We start from the raw sequence: 18843 nt of genomic DNA on the forward strand, positions 1-18843 counted from the left end.
GGCGGTCGCCCCTTTCAGAACGTTCGGAAGCCGCCGCCCGGGCTGACGGCCATGCCGCTCACCGGCCCTTGGCCACGCCGGGCGCCCGCCTCAGGGGTGGACGGAGCAGGCCGAGGAGGGAACGGCCTCGGCCGGCGGCCGGCCGATGGTCGGCATGCCCAGGCTGACCGCGCTCCCGGCGCTCGGCGCGGCCTGCCGCGCCTCCCACGCGTCCCCCGCGCGCGTCCGCCGTACGGAGACGACCGTGTCGGCGACGAGGTGGTGCGGGGCGGCGTACGTCACCTCGGCGGTCACCATGTCGCCGGGACGGGCGTCCACGGCCGCGAGGTGCACCAGTCGGTTGTCGGCGGCGCGACCGGACAGGCGGTGCGTGGCGTCGTCCTTGCGGCCCTCACCCTCGGCGATCAGCACCTCGAGAGTGCGTCCGACCTGCTTCTTGTTCTCCTCCCAGGAGATCTCCTCCTGGAGGGCCACCAGGCGCTCGTAACGCTCCTGGACGACGGCCTTGGGCACCTGGTCCTCCATGGTCGCCGCCGGGGTGCCGGGGCGGATGGAGTACTGGAAGGTGAAGGCGTTGGCGAAGCGGGACGCGCGGACCACGTCGAGGGTCTGCTGGAAGTCCTCCTCGGTCTCGCCGGGGAAGCCCACGATGATGTCGGTCGAGATGGCCGCGTCGGGCATGGCGGCCCTGACCCGGTCGATGATGCCGAGGTAGCGCTCCGCGCGGTACGAGCGGCGCATGGCCTTGAGCACCCGGTCGGAGCCCGACTGCAGCGGCATGTGCAACTGGTGCACGACGTTGGGCGTCTCGGCCATCGCGTGGATGACGTCGTCGGTGAACGCCGCCGGGTGGGGCGACGTGAAGCGGACCCGCTCCAGCCCCTCGACGTCGCCGCAGGCGCGCAGCAGCTTGCCGAACGCGAGCCGGTCGCCGAACTCGACGCCGTACGTGTTGACGTTCTGGCCGAGGAGGGTGATCTCCAGGACGCCCTGGTCGACCAGGGTGCGGATCTCGCTCAGGATGTCGCCGGGACGGCGGTCCTTCTCCTTGCCGCGCAGCGACGGCACGATGCAGAAGGTGCAGGTGTTGTTACACCCGACGGAGATGGCGACCCACGCGGCGTAGGCGGACTCGCGCCTGGTCGGGAGCGTCGAGGGGAAGGTCTCCAGCGAGTCCTTGATCTCGACCTGCGCCTCCTGGGCGATGCGGGCGCGTTCGAGCAGCACCGGAAGCGAGCCGATGTTGTGCGTGCCGAAGACGACGTCCACCCACGGGGCCTTGCGGACGATCTCGCCCTGGTCCTTCTGGGCGAGGCAGCCGCCGACGGCGATCTGCATGCCCTCCCGGGCCATCTTGATCGGCCGTAGATGCCCGAGGTTGCCGTAGAGCCGGTTGTCCGCGTTCTCCCGCACGGCGCAGGTGTTGAACACGATGACGTCCGCCGTCTCCCCCTCCGGGGCGCGGACGTATCCGGCGTCCTCCAGCAGCCCGGAGAGCCGCTCGGAGTCGTGCACGTTCATCTGGCACCCATAGGTCCGTACCTCGTACGTGCGGGCGCCTGCTTCGGTGACAGTCATCTCAACCAACAAGGGTAGGCGCTCCGGCGACCCCGGAACGCCTCCGCGGGCCCATCCCGGATCGGGACAACGAAGATCCAAACCGAAGATGCCGACAATGGCCGGAAACAGATGGTCAAAGGGTCGGGTACGGCCCGTTTCCCGCCGACGCCCGGAAGCCGGGCTTGGCCGCCCGGTTCGGCCGGGCCGTAACCGCCGATGAGGCCCTGGCCGTACCCGCGTATGCGACCCGGTCCGTATCGGCGCGCGAGGCCCCCACGGCCCTTCACGGAGATCACGAGAGCCGCGTCCCACATATCGGTCGTCCTCCTCTTGCGACGGCTCGGGCGCTACGGGAAGATCTCTAAACGACTTTTTTGGCCAGAAGATGACATCCATTACGGATTGACTGCATTTTGGTCACATGTCTCCCTTGCATTGAGAAATAACGTTACGAGGAGGCTGTGGTGCAGCCCCAGGAGAATGTCGAGCAGTACGGATACCGGCAGGAATTACGCCGCCACATCGGGCTGACCGACCTGGTGTTCTACGGCCTGATCTTCATGGTGCCGATCGCGCCATTCGCGATTTTCGGCCAGGTGTACTCCATCTCCAAGGGCATGCCCGCCCTCACGTACGCGATCGGGATGATCGCACTGCTGTTCACCGCAGCCTCCTACGCACAGATGGTCAAGGCGTTCCCGCTGTCGGGCTCGGTCTACAACTACGCCGGCCGCGGCATCGCGCCCCCTGTCGGTTTTATGACCGGATGGGCGATCCTGCTCGACTACATCATCGTCCCGAGCCTGCTTTACCTCGTCGCCTCGATGGCCATACACGCCTCGATTCCCGCGATCCCCGTCTGGGCGTGGCTGCTCTTCTTCGTGGTGGTCAACACGGTCATCAACCTGCGCGGCATCCGGATGACCATCTCGCTCACGAAGGCGCTGATCACGATCGAGCTGATCGTGCTCGGGCTGTTCCTCGCGGCCGGCATCTGGGCCCTGCTGCAGGGCAAGGGTCACGGGTTCAGCTTCGCGCCGTTGTTCAATCCGGACACCTTCTCCTGGCCCGTCGTGTTCGGCGCGGTCTCCGTGGCCGTCCTGTCCTTCCTCGGGTTCGACGGCATCAGCATGCTCGTCGAGGAGGCCAAGGGCGGCTCCGCCCAGGTCGGCAAGGCCATGCGGCTGGCGCTGATCCTGGCCGGCGCGCTCTTCATCGTCCAGGTGTGGGTCGCCGCGCTGCTGGTCCCCGACCCGGCCGGCCTGATCGCGCACGGCGACCCGGGCGACACCGCCTTCTACGACACGGCGGAGATCGCCGGAGGGAGCTGGCTCGCCCACGTCACGTCCACCGCGACCGCCGTCTCCTGGGGCGTTGCCGACACGATGGTCGCGCAGGTGGCCGTCTCCCGGCTCCTCTACGCGATGGCGCGCGACCGGCAGCTCCCGTCCTTCCTGGCCAAGGTCTCGGTCAAGCGCTCCGTGCCGACCAACGCCACCCTCTTCGTCGCGGCGCTGTCCATCGTCGTCGGGCTGTGGATGTCGTCCCGCGACGACGGCGTCGGCCTGCTCAGCAGCCTGATCAACATGGGCGCGCTGATCGCCTTCATCGTGCTGCACATCTCCGTCATCACGCACTACGTGATCCGCCGCAAGTCGACCGACTACTGGAGACACCTGGTCGTCCCGCTCATCGGCATGGCGATCCTGATCTTCGTCGTCGTCAACGCCAATATCCTGGCGCAGAAGGTGGGTCTGATCTGGCTCGCCATCGGCGCCCTGGTCCTGCTCGTCCTGTACGCCATGGGACGCAGGCCGACCCCGTCCGGCCTCACCGTCGCGGAGGAGCAGCACCAGTGAGCGGCGCCGTCGGCGGCCGGGCACCCGGCCCGCCCACAGGCCCGCACCCCGCTCAGGACCGGCCGGCACGGCACCCTGCCGATCCGCCGGTCCGGACGCCCCCAGCAGAGGACCCCCCGACGTCATGAACCGGCCGCCGCTCCATCACGACCTGTATCTGATCGCCCACGACCAGACCGGCAAACCCCTGATCCACCTGTCCTCGCTGGGCGTCGGGCTGGCGGGCGCGGTGCTGCTCGACCTGGCCCTGAGCGGCCGCCTGGAGATCACCCAGGGACGGCTCGCCGTCTATGACCGCAGCCCGACCGGGGACATGATCGCCGACAGCCTGATCCCGGTGATCCTCAAGGACCGCGACAACCGGGACGTCAAGTTCTGGCTCAAGAAGGTGGCCGAGGACGTCTACGACCGCGCCTGCGGAGGCCTGGTCGCCGCCGGCGTCCTCACCCGGGTGACCCGGAGGCGCATGGGCGTCATGTCGCAGACCCGGTACGAGCCGGCGGACGTCGCCCCCGTCGTACGGGCGCGGGCCGGGGTGCGCGGCGCGGTCGAGGCCGGCGAGCAGCCGGACGCGCGGTGCGCCGCGCTGTGCGGCCTGGTCGGCGTGCTGCGGCTGGAGTCGGCGCTCCACCTCGCCCAGCCGTCCGGGCCGCTCGTCAACCGCCTGCGCGCCATCGCCCGGGAGTACCCCCGCCCGGTCAACGAGGTCATCGGCGTCGTCGAGACCCTCATCAGCGAGAACGCCATCGCCCTGTACCGGTGACCCCGCCCCGCCGCACCAATCCCCCTCCAACCGGGACAAAGTCCCATCATTCTTGGCGGTGACGTCGCTAGCCTGAGCCAGGCGATCAGGGAGGTCACGGTGCGGCGTGCGGCATGGATCGTGTGCGCGGCCACGCTCCTGCTGGTCGTCGCCGCGCTCCTGCTCAGCGTGCGCAACGAGGCGGAGCCGCTCTCCCAGAGCCACCTGCTCTTCGTGGCCGCCTTCGGGGGCGTGGGCGGGCTGATCGGCGTACGGCGGCCCGGCAACGCGATCGGCCTCGTCATGGCGACCGGCGGCCTGTCCTTCGCCCTGCTCGACGCCTTCGGCCAGTATGCGATCTTCGCGCGTTCCGCCGGGGCTCCGCTGGCCGAGGCGGCGGCCTGGCCGCAGACCTGGCTGTGGATCCCGGCGAACGTCTCACTCGCCTCGGTCCCCCTCTTCTTTCCCGCCGGGCGGCTCCCCTCGCCGCGCTGGCGGCCGTTGCTGGGCGCGGTGGGCGTGATCTGCGTGGCGGCGATGGCGCTGAGCGCCGTACGGCCGGGGCCCAACGACCAGGCCGGGCTCGGCACCGCGGTGGTCAACCCGCTCGGCGTGCCCGCTCTCGCGGATCTCTCCCGGATCGCCGACCCGGTGACGACGGTCCTCTCGGGCGTGCTGTTCGTCGTCGGCGCGGCGGACCTCGTCCGCCGGTCCCGGCACGGCGGGCGGCGAGAGCGCGACCAGGTCAAATGGCTGGCGTACGCGACCGGGCTGGCCGGTCTGATCATCGCCGCCCGCCTGGTCGCCGGGCTCACCGACGACGTGCCGGAGGTCGTCTGGCCGGCGACCGACACGTTCTGGGAACTCGCGGGGACGCTGGGCGGCGCCCTCCTGCCGGTCGCGGTCGGCGTGGCCGTGCTCCAGCATCGGCTGCTCGACATCGACTTCGTCATCAACCGGACGTTCGTCTACCTCCTGCTCTCCGGATGCGTCGTCGGCGGATACGTCGCGACGGTCGGCTACCTCGGCGCGATCTTCGACTCCGAGGGCGCGCTGCCGGTCTCGATCGTGGCCGCCGGAGTGGTGGCGCTGGTCTTCGCCCCGCTGCGCGACCGCGTCCAACGCTGGATCAACCTGCTCATGTACGGCAGGCGCGACGATCCGTACGCCGCCCTGGCGCTGCTGGGCCGGCGGCTGGAGGAGACGGCGGAGCCCTCCGCCGTGCTGGCGGCGGTGGCCCGATCCGTGGCCGAGGCGCTACGGCTGCCGCACGTCGCGGTCGAGGCGGCCGGCGGCCCGTCCCACGCGCACGGCGTGCCCGCCCCCGATCCCGTACGGCTGCCGCTGGTCTACCACAACGAGCCCGTCGGGGAGCTCGTCCTGTCCCCGCGGCCGGGCGAGAGCGGGTTCGGGCCGAAGGACCGGCGCGTCCTCGCCGACCTGGCCAGGCAGACGGGCGTCGCCGTCCACTCCGTACGGCTGTCCGCCGACCTCCGGAGGTCGCGCGAGCGCCTGGTCGTCGCCCGGGAGGAGGAGCGCCGCCGGCTCCGCAGGGACCTGCACGACGGCCTCGGTCCCACGCTCGCGGCGCTCACCATGCGGGCGGAGGCCCTGCAGGACATGGTCGAGGACGAGACGGCGAAAGCCATGCTGGAAGAGATCATGACCGACGCCCAGGCGGCCATGAACGACGTGCGCGCGTTGGTGGAGGGGCTGCGCCCGCCCGCGCTGGACACCCTCGGCCTGCTCGGCGCGATCCGCTCACACGTCGCGGACCTCCCGAGGAGCGCGCGGGCGCGGCTGGACGTGCGGGTGGAGTGCGCGGGAGAGCTGCCCGCGCTGCCCGCGGCGGTGGAGGTCGCCGCGTACCGGATCGCGGTGGAGGCGCTGGCCAACGTGCGCGGGCACTCCGGGGCCACGCGCGCCCTGGTCCGCCTGTCCGCGGCCGGCGGACGCCTGCGCCTGGAGGTCACCGACGACGGACCCGACCCGGCGGGCCCGGACGCCGACCCGGCTTCGAGGGGGGTGGGCGCGGGCGTGGGGACGGCGTCGATGGGCGAGCGGGCGGCCGAGCTCGGCGGGTCGTGCCTGGTCGAGCCGCGGGCCGAGGGCGGCACCCGGGTGCTCGCCGAACTGCCTCTCGGCGCCGATCGAGAGACTCCCCCGGAGAGCCGGGAGACGACGGAAGGAGAGCCGGAACCCGATGAACCCGATCCGCGTGCTGCTCGTTGACGACCACGCCGCATTCCGTGCCGGGCTGCGCGCGCTGCTCCGGTCCACCGAGGGCGTGGAGGTGGCGGACGAGGCGGCCAGCGGCGAGCAGGCGCTGGCCCTCGTCACGAGGGTGCAACCCGACGTCGTCCTGATGGACCTGGCGATGCCCGGCATGGGCGGCGTCGCGGCCACCGAGCGGATCGTGCGGGACCACCCCCACGTCAGGGTCCTCGTCCTCAGCATGTCGGACGACGACGACTCGGTGCTCGCCGCCGTACGCGCCGGGGCGAGGGGCTACGTGCTGAAGGGGGCGCGGCGGGCCGAGCTGGTCCGCTCGATCCAGGCGGTGGCCGAGGGCGAGGCCATCTTCGGCGCCGCCCTGGCCGTACGGCTGACGGACTACTTCTCCCGGGGGTCCGGCGAGAAAGAGGTCTTCCCCGAGCTGACCCGGCGGGAACGGGAGATCCTGGAGCTGCTCGCCTCCCACCTGACCAACCCGCAGATCGCCGCGCGGCTCGGCCTGAGCCAGAAGACCGTGCGCAACCACGTGTCGAGCATCCTGGCGAAGCTGCGGGCGGCCGACCGGGCCGAGGCGATCATCCGCGCCAGGGAGTCCGGTCTCGGTGGTTGAGGATCGGGATCAGGCGGCCGCCCAGCCCGCCACGGGCATGCGCAGCACGCGCACCCCGACCCAACCGAACGCGGCGAGCTGGAACAGCGCTCCGATCGACTGGACGGCCGGCGTCTGGCCCATGGTCAGGAACGGTCCCACGATCCCCATGAGCGTCGCCGGGGGCAGCCACCACGGCCCGGCCTTGGCGAGGGCCAGGCCCGTCATGAGCGTGAGCACGCCGACGTGGGCGAGAAACCCCGGAAGCAGCATGCCGTACACGAAGCCGCCGAGCGCGCCGGCGGCCTCGGTCACCCGTACGGCCTGCTCGGCCGGCATGGTCTGGGCCAGCGCGAGGTCGTAGAAATCGGTGACGAAGAGGGCGACCGCGCTCGCGGCTCCGGTCAGCCCGATCGCGGCGCCCACATTGCCGGTGCGCGGCATGCGTCCGCGCAGCAGGTGCGCGAGCCCGAGTATCGCGGGGATCAGGGCCATGGCGGCCCACTGGAACAGCAGCGCGCTCGCCTGGACCTGCACCGGCCGGCTCGCGAAGACCGCCGGGGTGTGGTCCGTGCCCGGCGGCGAGGTGAGGAAGGCCAGGAACTCCAGCACCGGCCAGGCCAGCATGGCGATCCCCGCGACATTCCTTCGGAACAGATCGGAATCTTTCAGCATCGATGACTCACCGCTTCTCCCCGGGCCGCTCTCGGCCGCTCTGGACGTATCACTACGAACCCAGCCAAGCGGCCCGCCGTCCCAGGACGGATGTGCCACCGTCCCGGGGAATGCGGGAGAAATGGCCTGATGCGAGCACGTAGGCAGCCTGTGATCTGATCGGTACCGTGACCTAGTGACACGGCGACGTCGACGCCCCTACGTTGTTGACCATGACCGAGCCTGGTGACCCCCGCACGCTTGTCAGCCTGAGAGGCGTCAACAAGAGCTTCGGCGCACTTCATGTGCTCAAAGACATCGACCTGAACGTCGCGCGCGGCGAGGTCGTCGTGGTCATCGGGCCGTCCGGCGGCGGCAAGTCCACCCTGTGCCGTCTGGTGAACCGCCTGGAGACCATCGACTCGGGCACGATCACCTTCGACGGTCAGGAGCTTCCCGCAGAGGGGAAGGCGTTGGCCCGGTTCCGTTCCGACGTCGGGATGGTGTTCCAGTCCTTCAACCTCTTCTCGCACAAGACGATCCTGGAGAACGTCACCCTCGGGCCGATAAAGGTCCGCAAGGTCTCCAAGGAGGCGGCCGAGAAGCGCGGCATGGAGCTGCTTGAGCGGGTCGGCATCGCCTCGCAGGCCGCGAAATATCCGGCCCAGCTCTCCGGAGGCCAGCAGCAGCGCACCGCCATCGCCCGTGCGCTGGCCATGGACCCCAAGATGATCCTCTTCGACGAGCCCACCTCCGCACTGGACCCCGAGATGGTGCAGGAGGTGCTCGACGTCATGACCGGCCTGGCCCGTGACGGCATGACCATGATGGTCGTCACCCACGAGATGGGCTTCGCCCGCCGGGCCGCCAACCGCGTCGTCTTCATGGCGGGCGGTGAGGTCGTCGAAGAGGGCGCGCCCGACGAGTTCTTCGACAGTCCGCGCTCCGACCGGGCCAGGGACTTCCTTTCCAAGATCCTCACGCACTGATCAGGCGATCCTCCCCGAGCCGCGACCCGGCTCAGCGCACGGAAGAAGAAGGTGGCAGTTATGCGAGCACGTCGAATCTGGGCGGCTCTCGCCGTCGCCGCCACAGCCGCGAGCCTGTCGGCCTGCGGCGGGGGCGACGAGAGCTACTCCAGCGTCGCCGAGAAGCTGGAGAAATCACAGAAGGTGGTCCTCGGCACCAAGTGGGACCAGCCCGGCCTGGGCCTGAAGAAGGGCTCCGAGCCCGAGGGCTTCGACGTCGACGTCGCCAAGTACGTCGTCAAGGAGCTCGCCGGCGGCAAGGACGTGGACATCACGTGGAAGGAGTCCGCGTCGTCCAACCGCGAGGCGTTCCTCGCCAACGGCACCGTGGACATCATCTTCGCGTCCTACTCCATCACCGACAGCCGCAAGGAGAAGGTGACCTTCGGCGGGCCGTACATCGTGGCCCACCAGGACGTCATGGTCCGCAGCGACGACAGCGCGATCACCAAGCCGACCGACCTGAAGGGCAAGCGGATCTGCCAGGCCGCGGGCTCCAACTCCTACAAGCGGATCACCGACCCGCCGCCGGACGGCGAGCTCAACCTCGACGCCCAGCTCGTCGGCGCGGCGACCTACTCCGAGTGCGTGAGCAAGCTCGGCGGTAACAACCTCGACGCCGTCACGACCGACGACCTGATCCTCGCCGGGTTCGCCGGCCAGGCCCCGGGCAAGTTCAAGATCCTCGGCCAGCCGTTCACCGACGAGAAGTACGGCGTCGGCCTGAAGAAGGGCGACACGAAGACCTGCGAAGCCGTCAACGCCGCCATCACCAAGATGTACCAGGACGGCACCGCGGAACAGCTCTTCACCAAGTGGTTCGGCCAGGCACAGGGGCTCAAGGCCCCCACCGCTGCTCCGACGTTCGAGCCCTGCGCCTGACCGTGTCCTGAGGACACCTGACACGGCCGCCGCCGAGCCGGTTCCCCGGCCGGCGGCGGCCTCCATCACCGGTGGAGCACGATGGACGATCTGATCAAATACGCGCCGGACCTGCTGGCCGGCTTTCTGGAGAACGTCAAGCTCTCCCTGATCTGCGGGGCCCTGGCGCTGGTCCTCGGCACGGTCCTGGTGGCGGCGCGGGTCGCGCCGACCCCGGTTCTGCGTGCCGCCGGAACGCTGTACGTCAACGTCGTGCGCAACACGCCGCTGACGCTGGTGCTGGCCTTCTCCTCGCTTGGTCTCAGCGACACCATCGGGTTGACCTTCTCCGAAACCCCGAGCACCAACAGCTTCTGGCTGGTGGTCTTCGGGCTGTCCGCGTACACCGCGACCTTCGTCTGCGAGGCACTGCGCGCGGGCATCAACACGGTGCCGCTCGGGCAGGCCGAGGCGGCGCGCGCCATCGGGCTGACGTTCCTGCAGTCCCTGCGGCTGATCATCCTGCCGCAGGCGTTCCGGACGGTCGTCGCGCCGCTGGGCAGCGTGATGATCGCGATGATCAAGAACACCACCGTGGCGATCGCCGGAGGCTACCTGATGGAATCGGCCTTCCGCATGAGGGACACCTTCGACGACACGGGCGTGTCGATCCCCATCTTCCTCGGGCTGGTCGTCGCCTTCATGGCCGTCACCCTGCCGGTCGGGTTCGTCACCAGCCGCCTGGCGTCGAAGCTGGCGGTGGCCCGATGAGCACGAACATCCTCTTCGACGCGCCAGGCCCGCGCGGACGGTTGCGCAACAACGTCCTGACCCTGCTGTCCGTGGTCGTCCTGGCCGCCGCCGCGTACTACGTCTACGCCAGGTTCGACGCCAAGGGGCAGTGGGAGGGCGAGATCTGGAAGCCCTTCCTCGACGTCTCCACCTGGACCGAGTACATCATCCCCGGACTGCTCGGCACGCTGAAGGCGGCCGGTATCAGCGCGGTCTGCGCGCTCGTCTTCGGCGCGATCTTCGGCCTGGCCCGACTCTCCGACCACCGATGGGTCCGGGGCGTCGCGGGCGCGGTCGTCGAGACGTTCCGCGCGATCCCGCTGCTGCTGCTGATCTTCTTCCTGTTCTTCCTCGCGCCGAGCGTGTTCGGCGGCGGCGACTACACGCTGATCGCGCTGGTGGCCGGGCTCACGCTGTACAACGGGTCCGTGCTGGCCGAGATCGTCCGGGCCGGGGTCCGCGCCGTGCCGACCGGGCAGGCCGAGGCCGCGCAGGCGATCGGGTTGCGCAAGAGTCAGATGATGCGGCTGGTCCTGCTCCCCCAGGCGGTCACCGCCATGATGCCGGCCATCGTGAGCCAGCTCGTCGTGCTGCTCAAGGACACGGCGCTCGGCTACATCATCGCGTACGTGGACCTGCTGAACATGGGCTTCAAGCTCATCCCGGCGGTGTACTTCGGGTCGCTCATCCCGGCCGCGATCGTCATCGGCGTCATCTACATCGCGCTCAACATGTCGCTCAGCGCGCTCGCGAACTGGCTGGAGCGGCGCACGAGGCACAGCAACCGTACGGCCGCGCAGCCGATCACCCCGCCCGTAGACACCGGAGCCGGCATTCCCGCCTGATCGTCGCCGGTCGGGCGATCCGCGCGGGAAGCTCGGCTGTCGCGATCGAGCGGCCGTGGGGTCGCGCTTCATCTCCGTGGCACGCGCCGTGGAACAGCGGGCCGGATTCTTTCCGGTTCCTTGTCGTGTCGCTGCTTGGCCTCGCGCCGGGCCCGCCCGGATCCTTGGGCTCGTGCGGCGTGTCGCGGCCCTGTTCCTGGGCCTTTCGGTGACGGTCGCCTCCCTCACCGCGTGCGGCAGGGGCGGCGTCCTCGTCATCGGCGTGCGCGTCGGCTACCCCGGGCTGGTCGTCCGGCTCCCTGACGGCGGCTACACCGGCTTCGACATCGCGGTCGCCCAGTACGTGGCCCGCGAACTCGGCTACAGCGACCGGCAGACCGTCTACACCGGCGACCTGGACCAGGCCGACATCGTCGTCGGCGCGACCGACACCCCCGACGCCGCCGGGCCGTACCTCGTGACCGGCTCCGACCTCCTCGTACGCGCGCGGGACCTGACCATCGCCGGCCCGAAGGACCTGCGGGACAGACGCGTGTGCGGCACCCCCGCGGACGCGGCTCCGCTGGTCCGCAAGCTGGGGGCGGCGTGGAAGGCCGCGTTCCTCGCCGTGGCGAACGTGCCCGCCGCGTGCGCTCCGCTGCTGGCGAAGGGAACGGTCGACGCCATCGTGGCCGACGCGCCGGTCCTGGTGGGGCTCGACGCGCAGTACCCCGGCAGGTTCCGGCTCTGCGGCCGTTCGCTCGCCGTCCACCGGTACGGCATCCGCGCCGACGCGGAGGAGACACGGGAGGAGATCGACGCCGCCCTGCGGCAGATGTTCGACGACGGCGCCTGGCAGCGGGCGGTGATCGGCCATCTCGGCGTGCTCGCCGCCCGTTACACCACCCCTCCCGCTCTCGACCCGCGATAGCGCTCGCCGTTCCCGGACGTGGTGCTGCCTGTGCTCCTGTGTCTGGAGGGGGTGAGCGGACACGGCGCCCTTCCTTCCGCCAGGATGGGAGGCATGTCCCCCGAGCCCATGCCGCACGGCGCCTGGCCATCGCCGATCTCGACCACCGACGTCGCCCGGTCGGGGCTGTCACTCGGCTTCCCCACCGTGCTGGGCGACCAGCTGTGGTGGGAGGAGGACCGGCCGGCGGAGGGCGGGCGGCGCACGGTCGTCCACCGTGACGCCGAAGGGATCCTGCACGAACTGCTCCCCGCCCCCTGGGACGCGCGCACCCGCGTCCACGAGTACGGCGGGCGTTCCTACGCCGTCGTGCCGGGGCGGGGCATCGTCTTCGCCGACCACGCCGACCAGCGGCTCTATCTCGCCGCCGCCGAGACCGATCCGTGGCCGCTCACGCCGGAGCCCGACCGTCCCGGCGGGCTGCGCTACGCCGACCTGCTCGTCCACGAGAGCCCCGACGGCCCCGAGTTGTGGTGCGTACGCGAAGGCCACCACGACGACGGGGCGGTCAGCCGCTCCATCGTCTCCCTATCTCTCGCGACGGCGTCCCTGGCGGCGGCGCACGAGGGCCGGACGGACGGGATCGTCGAGCGGGTGAGCGGAAGCGACTTCTACGCCTTCCCCACGCTCTCCCCCGATGGGCGGCACCTCGCCTACATCTGCTGGGACCACCCGGCCATGCCGTGGACCGGCACCGAGCTGCGGGTGACCCGGATCTCCGACGGGCACACCGTGGCGATCGCGGGCGGCACCGACGAGTCCGTGCTCGCCCCGTGCTGGCGCGACGACCGCACCCTCTACTTCGTCTCGGACCGTTCGGGCTGGTGGAACCTCTGCCAGTCCGACCTCCTCGGCGGCGCGCGCCGGGCGCTCCACCCGGCCGAGGAAGAGTTCGCCGGACCGCTCTGGCAGCTCGGCGGCCGGCCGTACCAGCCGTTGGGCGACGGCCGGATCGCGGTGCTGCACGGGCGCGGCGACCTGCGGCTCGGCATCCTCGACCCGGCCGCCGGGACGCTCTCCGACGTCGAGGTCCCCTACACCGGCTGGCTCCCCGCGCTGGCCTGCGACGGGCGCACCATCGCCGGCATCGCGTACGGCCCGGGCCTGCCCAGGGCGGTCGTCCGGATCGCCGCCGGCAGCGGCCGGGTCGAACTGCTGTGCGGCGACATCGCCGAACTGCCCGACGCCGCCTACCTCCCGACGCCACGCGCCGTCGAGATCACGAGCGGCGACGGCCGCTCCGTCCACGCGTTCCTGTACCCGCCCTCCGGTCCCGGCGCGGCCGAGTCGACCGCCGCGCCATACGTCGTGTTCGTGCACGGCGGTCCGACCGGGCACGCGACGACCGAGCTCAGCCTGGAGAAGGCGTTCTTCACCAGCCGCGGCATCGGCGTGCTCGACCTCAACTACGGCGGTTCGACCGGGTACGGCCGCGCCTACCGGGAGCGGCTGCGCGGGCAGTGGGGGATCATCGACGTCGAGGACGCCGTCGCGGCGGCGCGGTGGCTCGCGGCGGCGAACCTGGCCGACCCGGCGCGCATCGCGATCAGGGGCGGCAGCGCGGGCGGCTGGACCGTGATGGCGGCCTGCTGCGCCTCCGACGTCTTCGCCGGAGGCGTGTCGATCGCCGGGGTCAGCGCCCTCGCCCCGCTCGTCGCCGTCACGCACGACTTCGAGTCCCGCTACATCGACTGGCTGGTCGGCCCCGAGGCGCTGTACGGCTCCCGCGAGCCGCTGGCCAGGGCGGGCGAGATCGGCTGCCCGATGCTGCTGATGCAGGGGCTGGCCGACCCGGTGGTGCCGCCCGCCCAGTCGGAGGCGTTCGCCGACACGATGTCGGCGCGCGGCGTGCCCTGCACCTATCTCACCTTCGAAGGCGAGTCCCACGGTTTCCGCCGCCAGGAGACCAAGGCCACCGCCCTGGCCGCGGAGCTCTCCTTCTATCTGCAGATCTTCACCGCGATGGCCTGATCCGGATTTCTCGGTCCTCGGCGACCACTGGTCGCCCATCCTGGCCTCGCTCGCGCCGTTCTACTGGCTGCACGACGGGCCGGAAACCCTGCTCGCCCTCCAAGGGGTGCTGCTGGCCGCGGCGATCCCGCCGCTGTGGCTGCTCTCGCGGCGGCGGCTCGGCGGACCCGGCCAAGGCCCGTGGACACCCCGCTAGCGAGCGAACTCGGTGGCGCGGGACTCGCGGACGACGGTGATACGGATCTGACCGGGGTAAATCAGCTCCTCCTCCACCTGCTTGGCGACATCGCGGGCGATGACCTGGGCTTGGATGTCGTCCACGGCGTCGGGGCGGACCATGACCCGGATCTCGCGCCCGGCCTGCATCGCGAACACCTTCTCCACGCCGTCGTACGACTGGGCGATCTCCTCCAGCCGCTCCAGCCGCTTCACGTACGCCTCAAGCGACTCGCGCCGGGCCCCGGGGCGGCTGCCGCTGATCGCGTCGGCCGCCTGGGTGAGCACCGCCTCGACCGTGCGTACCTCGACCTCGTTGTGGTGCGCCTCGATGGCGTGGACGACGTCCTCGTGCTCGCCGTACCGACGGGCGATCTCCGCGCCGATCAGGGCGTGGCTGCCCTCGACCTCGTGGGTCAGCGCCTTGCCGATGTCGTGCAGCAGGGCGCAGCGCTTCACCAGGTCGCGGTCGATCCGCAGCTCAGAGGCCATGATCCCGGCGATGTGCGCGGACTCGATCAGGTGCTTGAGCACGTTCTGCCCGTACGACGTCCGGTAGCGGAGCTGGCCGAGCAGCGTGATCAGCTCGGGATGCATCTCGGTGATGCCGAGCTCGACCAGGGCGTCCTCACCCGCTCGCACGCACAGGTCACGCACCTCGGCCTTGCTGCGCTCGTACGCCTCCTCGATGCGCTGCGGATGGATGCGGCCGTCGAGGACGAGCCGATCCAGCGTCAGCCGGGCGGTCTCCCGCCGGACCGGGTCGAAACAGGAGAGAAGCACCGCCTCGGGCGTATCGTCGATGATCAGGTTGACCCCGGTCGTGGACTCGAACGCCCTGATGTTGCGGCCCTCGCGCCCGATGATGCGGCCCTTCATGTCGTCGCCGGGCAGGTGCAGCACGCTGACCACGGACTCCGTGGTCTGTTCGGTGGCGACCCGCTGAACCGCCAGCGTCACGATCTTGCAGGCGCGTTTCTCGCCCTCTTTGCGCGCTTCGCTCTCGATCTCGCGGACGATCAGGGCGGCCTCGCGTTTGGCCTGGTTCTCGATCTCTTTGACCAGCTCGCTCTTGGCCTGCTCGGCGGTGAGTCCCGCCACTCGCTCCAGGATCTTTTTCCGGTTGTCGGCGACCTGGTCGAGCTCGACCCGTCGATCGGCCAGCTCGGTCTCGGTCTCGGCCAGCTTGCGCGCCCGATCGGCCTGCCTGCGCGCCTCCTCGTCGAGCCGTTGCTCCCGCTCGACCAGGCGGCTCTCCCGGCGTTCAAGATCGGAGCGTAGCTCTTTGACCTCGCTTTTGAGGAGCCGCCCCTCCTCCTCGACTTCCTTGCGCATCAGCGCGGCGCTCTCGGCGACGGACTCGGACCTCTTGACGATCTCGCCCGCGTCTCTCTCCGCCTGCCCCCGGATCTCCTCCGCCTGACGCCTCGCCTGCTCAAGCTCCTCGTTCACCTCGGCCTCGGCCGCGGCGACTTGCTCAGGGGAAGGGCCTTTACGCCGGGAGACTCCGGTGTGGCGCACCACCATGACGAGCGCGGCGATCGCTACGAGCGTCAGCAGCACCACCGCCAGCGCCAGAACGATCACGATCGAATTCATGCGCGCTCACCCCTCCTCGCGTCGCAACTTCGAGCTAGCGAGGGGGTAACGCGCACAGCACGGCAGAGCTCGGCGACGTCAACGGAACGTCGTGAAATCCGGCAGCCCTGGGGGCTGCCGTCATATCCGGCAAGCCGGTCGATATCTCTCGTTCTGTCATCCACCGATATGGCAATCCGCACTGCGGAGTAACTCCTCACTGCGGTCGAGATTAAGCGTCAGCGAGGTAACGGGCAAGCAAAGGAGTGGCGTCAAATCGCTTCCCCCGGTCAGATCCGGCGTCAGAACCGGTCCGGCCTCCGGGTCCGGCGCGCGGCGAGGGCCCGGTCAGCCCGCCCGACACGCCCTCAGCGCGAGTCGCCGGCGCATCGCCCTACCGCACCGTCACCGCAGGTCGCCGTCGAAGAAGTCGTCGACCTCGCTGCCCTCGCCTTCCAGCGCCTCGCGGACGACCCGGAAGGCGAGCCCGGGACCGTACCCCTTGCGGGCGAGCATCCCGACGAGCCGGCGCGTACGGGTCTGCGGGTTGAGGCCGCGCGTGCCCGAAAGCTTGCGGGCGACCAGCCTGCGCGCCGTCTCCACCTCCTGTTCGGAGTCGAGCTGGTCGACGGCTTCGTTGACCGTGTCCTCGTCCACTCCCCGGTGGCGCAGCTCCTGTGCGAGCGCCCGCCGTGCGAGACCGCGCCCGGCATGCCGGGAGCTGACCCATGCCGCCGCGAACGCCTGGTCGTCGATGAGCCCCACTTCGGAGAAGCGCTCAAGCACGGCCTGCGCGGCTTCCTCGGGCACTTCCCGCTTTCGCAGGGCTTCGGCGAGCTGGGCCCTGGTCTTCGGCGCCATGGTGAGCAGCCGAAGGCAGATCGCCCTGGCCACGGCCTCCGGGTCGGCGGACGGCCCGTGCTCCGCGGAGAACTCCTCACCACGGGCAGCACCGCGCCCACGGCGAGAACGACGCTCGCCCTCAGGCCCGGACTCCCCGAAGAGATCCCCGCCGTCGAATGCACCGCGCCCACGGCGGGAGCGACGCTTCCGCTCAGGGCCTCGTTCCTCTGGAGAGTCGCCGTCGGCGAAAAGGCTCCCGAGGTGAGGAGCTCCGGCCTGGCCGTCTGGAGTCCAGCGGTCGCGAGCCCCCGCACCGTCGAAGGCGTCCGCGCCCTCGAAGGCGGCGGCGCGATCCGCACCGCGCGAGGAACGACGAGGTCGCTCCCCCGGGGCCGCGCCCTCCGAGCGGAACCCGCGCTCGCGCACCCGGATCTCCTCCCGAAGTGCCTCCAGCGAGGGGACACCCGACGCCGGAGGCCCGGACTCGGCGTCTCCCGGCCACGGCTCGTCGGCGGAGCCGGGAGACTCGTCACGCCTCACGGCCGTGCTCAGACATCACCCGGTTTGGGCGTGGCCGCCTTGGATCCGCGTCCGCCGGAGGGAGCCGTTGCCGCCGGAGCGGGAGCGGGCGCCTCGGCGGCGTCCAGGCGCGGCCCGACCCCGAGCTTCTCCTTGATCTTCTTCTCGATCTCGTTGGCGATGTCGGGGTTGTTCTTCAGGAAGTTGCGGGCGTTCTCCTTGCCCTGGCCGAGCTGATCGCCCTCGTAGGTGTACCAGGCGCCGGCCTTGCGCACGAAGCCGTGCTCGACGCCCATGTCGATGAGGCCGCCCTCACGGGAGATGCCCATCCCGTACAGGATGTCGAAGTCGGCCTGGCGGAAGGGCGGCGCCATCTTGTTCTTGACGACCTTCACGCGGGTGCGGTTGCCGACCGGCTCGGTGCCGTCCTTGAGCGTCTCGATGCGCCGGACGTCCAGCCGGACCGAGGCGTAGAACTTCAGCGCCTTACCACCCGTGGTGGTCTCGGGCGAGCCGAACATGACGCCGATCTTCTCGCGGAGCTGGTTGATGAAGATGGCGGTGGTGCGGGTCTGGTTGAGCGCGCCGGCGACCTTCCGCAGGGCCTGGGACATCAGGCGGGCCTGGAGGCCGACGTGGCTGTCGCCCATCTCGCCCTCGATCTCGGCCTTGGGCACCAGGGCGGCGACGGAGTCGATGACGATGATGTCGACCGCGCCGGAGCGGATCAGCATGTCGGCGATCTCGAGGGCCTGCTCACCGGTGTCCGGCTGGGAGACGAGCAGCGCGTCGACGTCGACGCCGAGCTTCTTCGCGTACTCCGGGTCGAGGGCGTGCTCGGCGTCGATGAACGCGGCGATGCCGCCGGCCCGCTGCGCGTTGGCCACGGCGTGGAGCGCGACGGTCGTCTTACCGCTGGACTCCGGCCCGTAGACCTCGACGATGCGACCGCGCGGGAAGCCGCCGATGCCGAGAGCGACGTCGAGGGCGATCGCGCCGGTGGGGATCACCTCGACCGGTGCGCGCGCGTCGTCGCCGAGGCGCATGACGGAGCCCTTGCCGAACTGCCGCTCGATCTGTGCGAGGGCGGTCTCAAGGGCCTTCTCGCGGTCGTTGATTGCCATTGGGTGCCCCCTGGGGGTCGTGGTCTGTTGGTCACCGGAAAGCTACGGGGTGCCACCGACATTTTCCGGAGTTCCGCGGGCCGGCACCCGGGAACCGATGCCGAACGCCCCGGGAAGCACCGAGGAGTCCCGGAAAGCGGCTGCGGCTGCCGGGCGGACGCGGCACACCCTGCGGCGGCGGGTTCAAATATAGCCGAACGACTGTTCGATCACATCGGGAACGTCCGGCGAGTCGGGCGCGCCGTCCGCTGATGCCGTACGGCACGGCCTCGGGCGGCCGGGCGGCATCACCGACGAGGGCTCTGGGCACGGAGACGGCCCGCACGCCTGGCCGCACATCGATGCCCGCCGACAGCCGCTGGGCCGCGCCGCCGCCCCACCCCAACCACGAAGTCACATTCATGGGCATTCCGTCACCGCTGTTGCCTGGCCGGTGACCTGTGGCGATCCTGAGGGAAAGCCGGTTCTCTCCTCAAGG

Annotated in this window: 16 protein-coding genes; 11 read left to right on the forward strand and 5 right to left on the reverse strand. The window is 70.6% G+C overall.

Translation table 11 applies throughout. The features are described 5' to 3' along the window. Positions 1-90 precede the first annotated feature (90 nt). Positions 91-1578 carry a tRNA (N6-isopentenyl adenosine(37)-C2)-methylthiotransferase MiaB gene (gene miaB / locus AWQ71_RS14255; RefSeq protein ID WP_067132689.1) on the reverse strand — a complete coding sequence of 496 codons (1488 nt, stop codon included), beginning with the start codon at positions 1576-1578 and terminating at the stop codon, positions 91-93. Positions 1579-2024: 446 nt separating this feature from the next. Here miaB and AWQ71_RS14260 point away from each other — a divergent pair, with 446 nt between their 5' ends. From AWQ71_RS14260 to AWQ71_RS14275, 4 genes are all read left to right on the forward strand, one after another. Next, the gene (locus AWQ71_RS14260) at positions 2025-3419 is read left to right on the forward strand and encodes an APC family permease (protein ID WP_067133151.1); all 1395 of its coding nucleotides are present in this window, start codon (positions 2025-2027) and stop codon (positions 3417-3419) included. A 124-nt stretch (positions 3420-3543) separates the two neighbouring features. Next, complete coding sequence (locus tag AWQ71_RS14265) at positions 3544-4182, forward strand: GOLPH3/VPS74 family protein (RefSeq protein WP_067132692.1); 639 nt, start codon at positions 3544-3546, stop codon at positions 4180-4182. A gap of 99 nt (positions 4183-4281) precedes the next feature. After that, positions 4282-6393 (forward strand): sensor histidine kinase, encoded by a 2112-nt coding sequence (locus tag AWQ71_RS14270; RefSeq protein WP_067132695.1) that lies wholly within the window; start codon positions 4282-4284, stop codon positions 6391-6393. Then, entirely contained in the window at positions 6365-7006 is a 642-nt protein-coding gene (locus AWQ71_RS14275; protein ID WP_174550706.1) for a response regulator transcription factor, read from the forward strand. Before AWQ71_RS14270 ends, AWQ71_RS14275 begins: the two co-directional genes overlap by 29 nt. A 9-nt stretch (positions 7007-7015) precedes the next feature. On the opposite strand, the gene AWQ71_RS14280 is transcribed toward AWQ71_RS14275, so the two are convergent. Further along, the gene (locus AWQ71_RS14280) at positions 7016-7660 is read right to left on the reverse strand and encodes a hypothetical protein (RefSeq protein WP_157570346.1); all 645 of its coding nucleotides are present in this window, start codon (positions 7658-7660) and stop codon (positions 7016-7018) included. A 212-nt stretch (positions 7661-7872) separates the two neighbouring features. On the opposite strand from AWQ71_RS14280, the gene AWQ71_RS14285 reads away from it, so the two are divergent. The 7 genes from AWQ71_RS14285 to AWQ71_RS44635 all read left to right on the forward strand — a co-directional run bounded on the left by AWQ71_RS14285 (position 7873) and on the right by AWQ71_RS44635 (position 14281). Continuing rightward, positions 7873-8628, forward strand: a complete 756-nt coding sequence (locus AWQ71_RS14285) for an amino acid ABC transporter ATP-binding protein (RefSeq protein WP_067132701.1) — start codon at positions 7873-7875, stop codon at positions 8626-8628. A 60-nt stretch (positions 8629-8688) separates the two neighbouring features. Continuing rightward, on the forward strand, positions 8689-9549 hold the full coding sequence (locus tag AWQ71_RS14290) for a glutamate ABC transporter substrate-binding protein (RefSeq protein WP_067132705.1): 861 nt from the start codon (positions 8689-8691) through the stop codon (positions 9547-9549). Between the two features lie 81 nt (positions 9550-9630). Then, on the forward strand, positions 9631-10299 hold the full coding sequence (locus AWQ71_RS14295; protein ID WP_067132708.1) for an amino acid ABC transporter permease: 669 nt from the start codon (positions 9631-9633) through the stop codon (positions 10297-10299). Further along, positions 10296-11165: an amino acid ABC transporter permease gene (locus tag AWQ71_RS14300; RefSeq protein WP_067132711.1), complete on the forward strand. Its 870-nt coding sequence runs from the start codon at positions 10296-10298 to the stop codon at positions 11163-11165. The genes AWQ71_RS14295 and AWQ71_RS14300 overlap by 4 nt, the downstream gene beginning before the upstream one ends. Positions 11166-11337: 172 nt before the next feature. Continuing rightward, on the forward strand, positions 11338-12075 hold the full coding sequence (locus AWQ71_RS14305; protein WP_067132714.1) for a type 2 periplasmic-binding domain-containing protein: 738 nt from the start codon (positions 11338-11340) through the stop codon (positions 12073-12075). A 93-nt stretch (positions 12076-12168) separates the two neighbouring features. Continuing rightward, positions 12169-14085 carry a S9 family peptidase gene (locus tag AWQ71_RS14310; protein ID WP_067132717.1) on the forward strand — a complete coding sequence of 639 codons (1917 nt, stop codon included), beginning with the start codon at positions 12169-12171 and terminating at the stop codon, positions 14083-14085. Beyond that, positions 14057-14281 carry a DUF2079 domain-containing protein gene (locus AWQ71_RS44635; RefSeq protein WP_369407200.1) on the forward strand — a complete coding sequence of 75 codons (225 nt, stop codon included), beginning with the start codon at positions 14057-14059 and terminating at the stop codon, positions 14279-14281. The genes AWQ71_RS14310 and AWQ71_RS44635 overlap by 29 nt, the downstream gene beginning before the upstream one ends. On the opposite strand, the gene rny is transcribed toward AWQ71_RS44635, so the two are convergent. The 3 genes from rny to recA all read right to left on the reverse strand — a co-directional run bounded on the left by rny (position 14278) and on the right by recA (position 18365). Continuing rightward, complete coding sequence (gene rny / locus AWQ71_RS14315) at positions 14278-15900, reverse strand: ribonuclease Y (RefSeq protein WP_067132720.1); 1623 nt, start codon at positions 15898-15900, stop codon at positions 14278-14280. The genes AWQ71_RS44635 and rny overlap by 4 nt on opposite strands. A gap of 384 nt (positions 15901-16284) precedes the next feature. After that, positions 16285-17262, reverse strand: coding sequence for a recombination regulator RecX (recX, locus tag AWQ71_RS43795; RefSeq protein WP_369407199.1), 978 nt, complete (start codon positions 17260-17262; stop codon positions 16285-16287). Positions 17263-17270: 8 nt separating this feature from the next. Next, the gene (gene recA, locus AWQ71_RS14325) at positions 17271-18365 is read right to left on the reverse strand and encodes a recombinase RecA (protein ID WP_067132726.1); all 1095 of its coding nucleotides are present in this window, start codon (positions 18363-18365) and stop codon (positions 17271-17273) included. Between the last annotated feature and the right edge of the window lie 478 nt (positions 18366-18843).

This window comes from Microtetraspora malaysiensis, from assembly GCF_001528665.1.
In the GTDB taxonomy this organism is placed as follows: domain Bacteria; phylum Actinomycetota; class Actinomycetes; order Streptosporangiales; family Streptosporangiaceae; genus Microtetraspora_A; species Microtetraspora_A malaysiensis.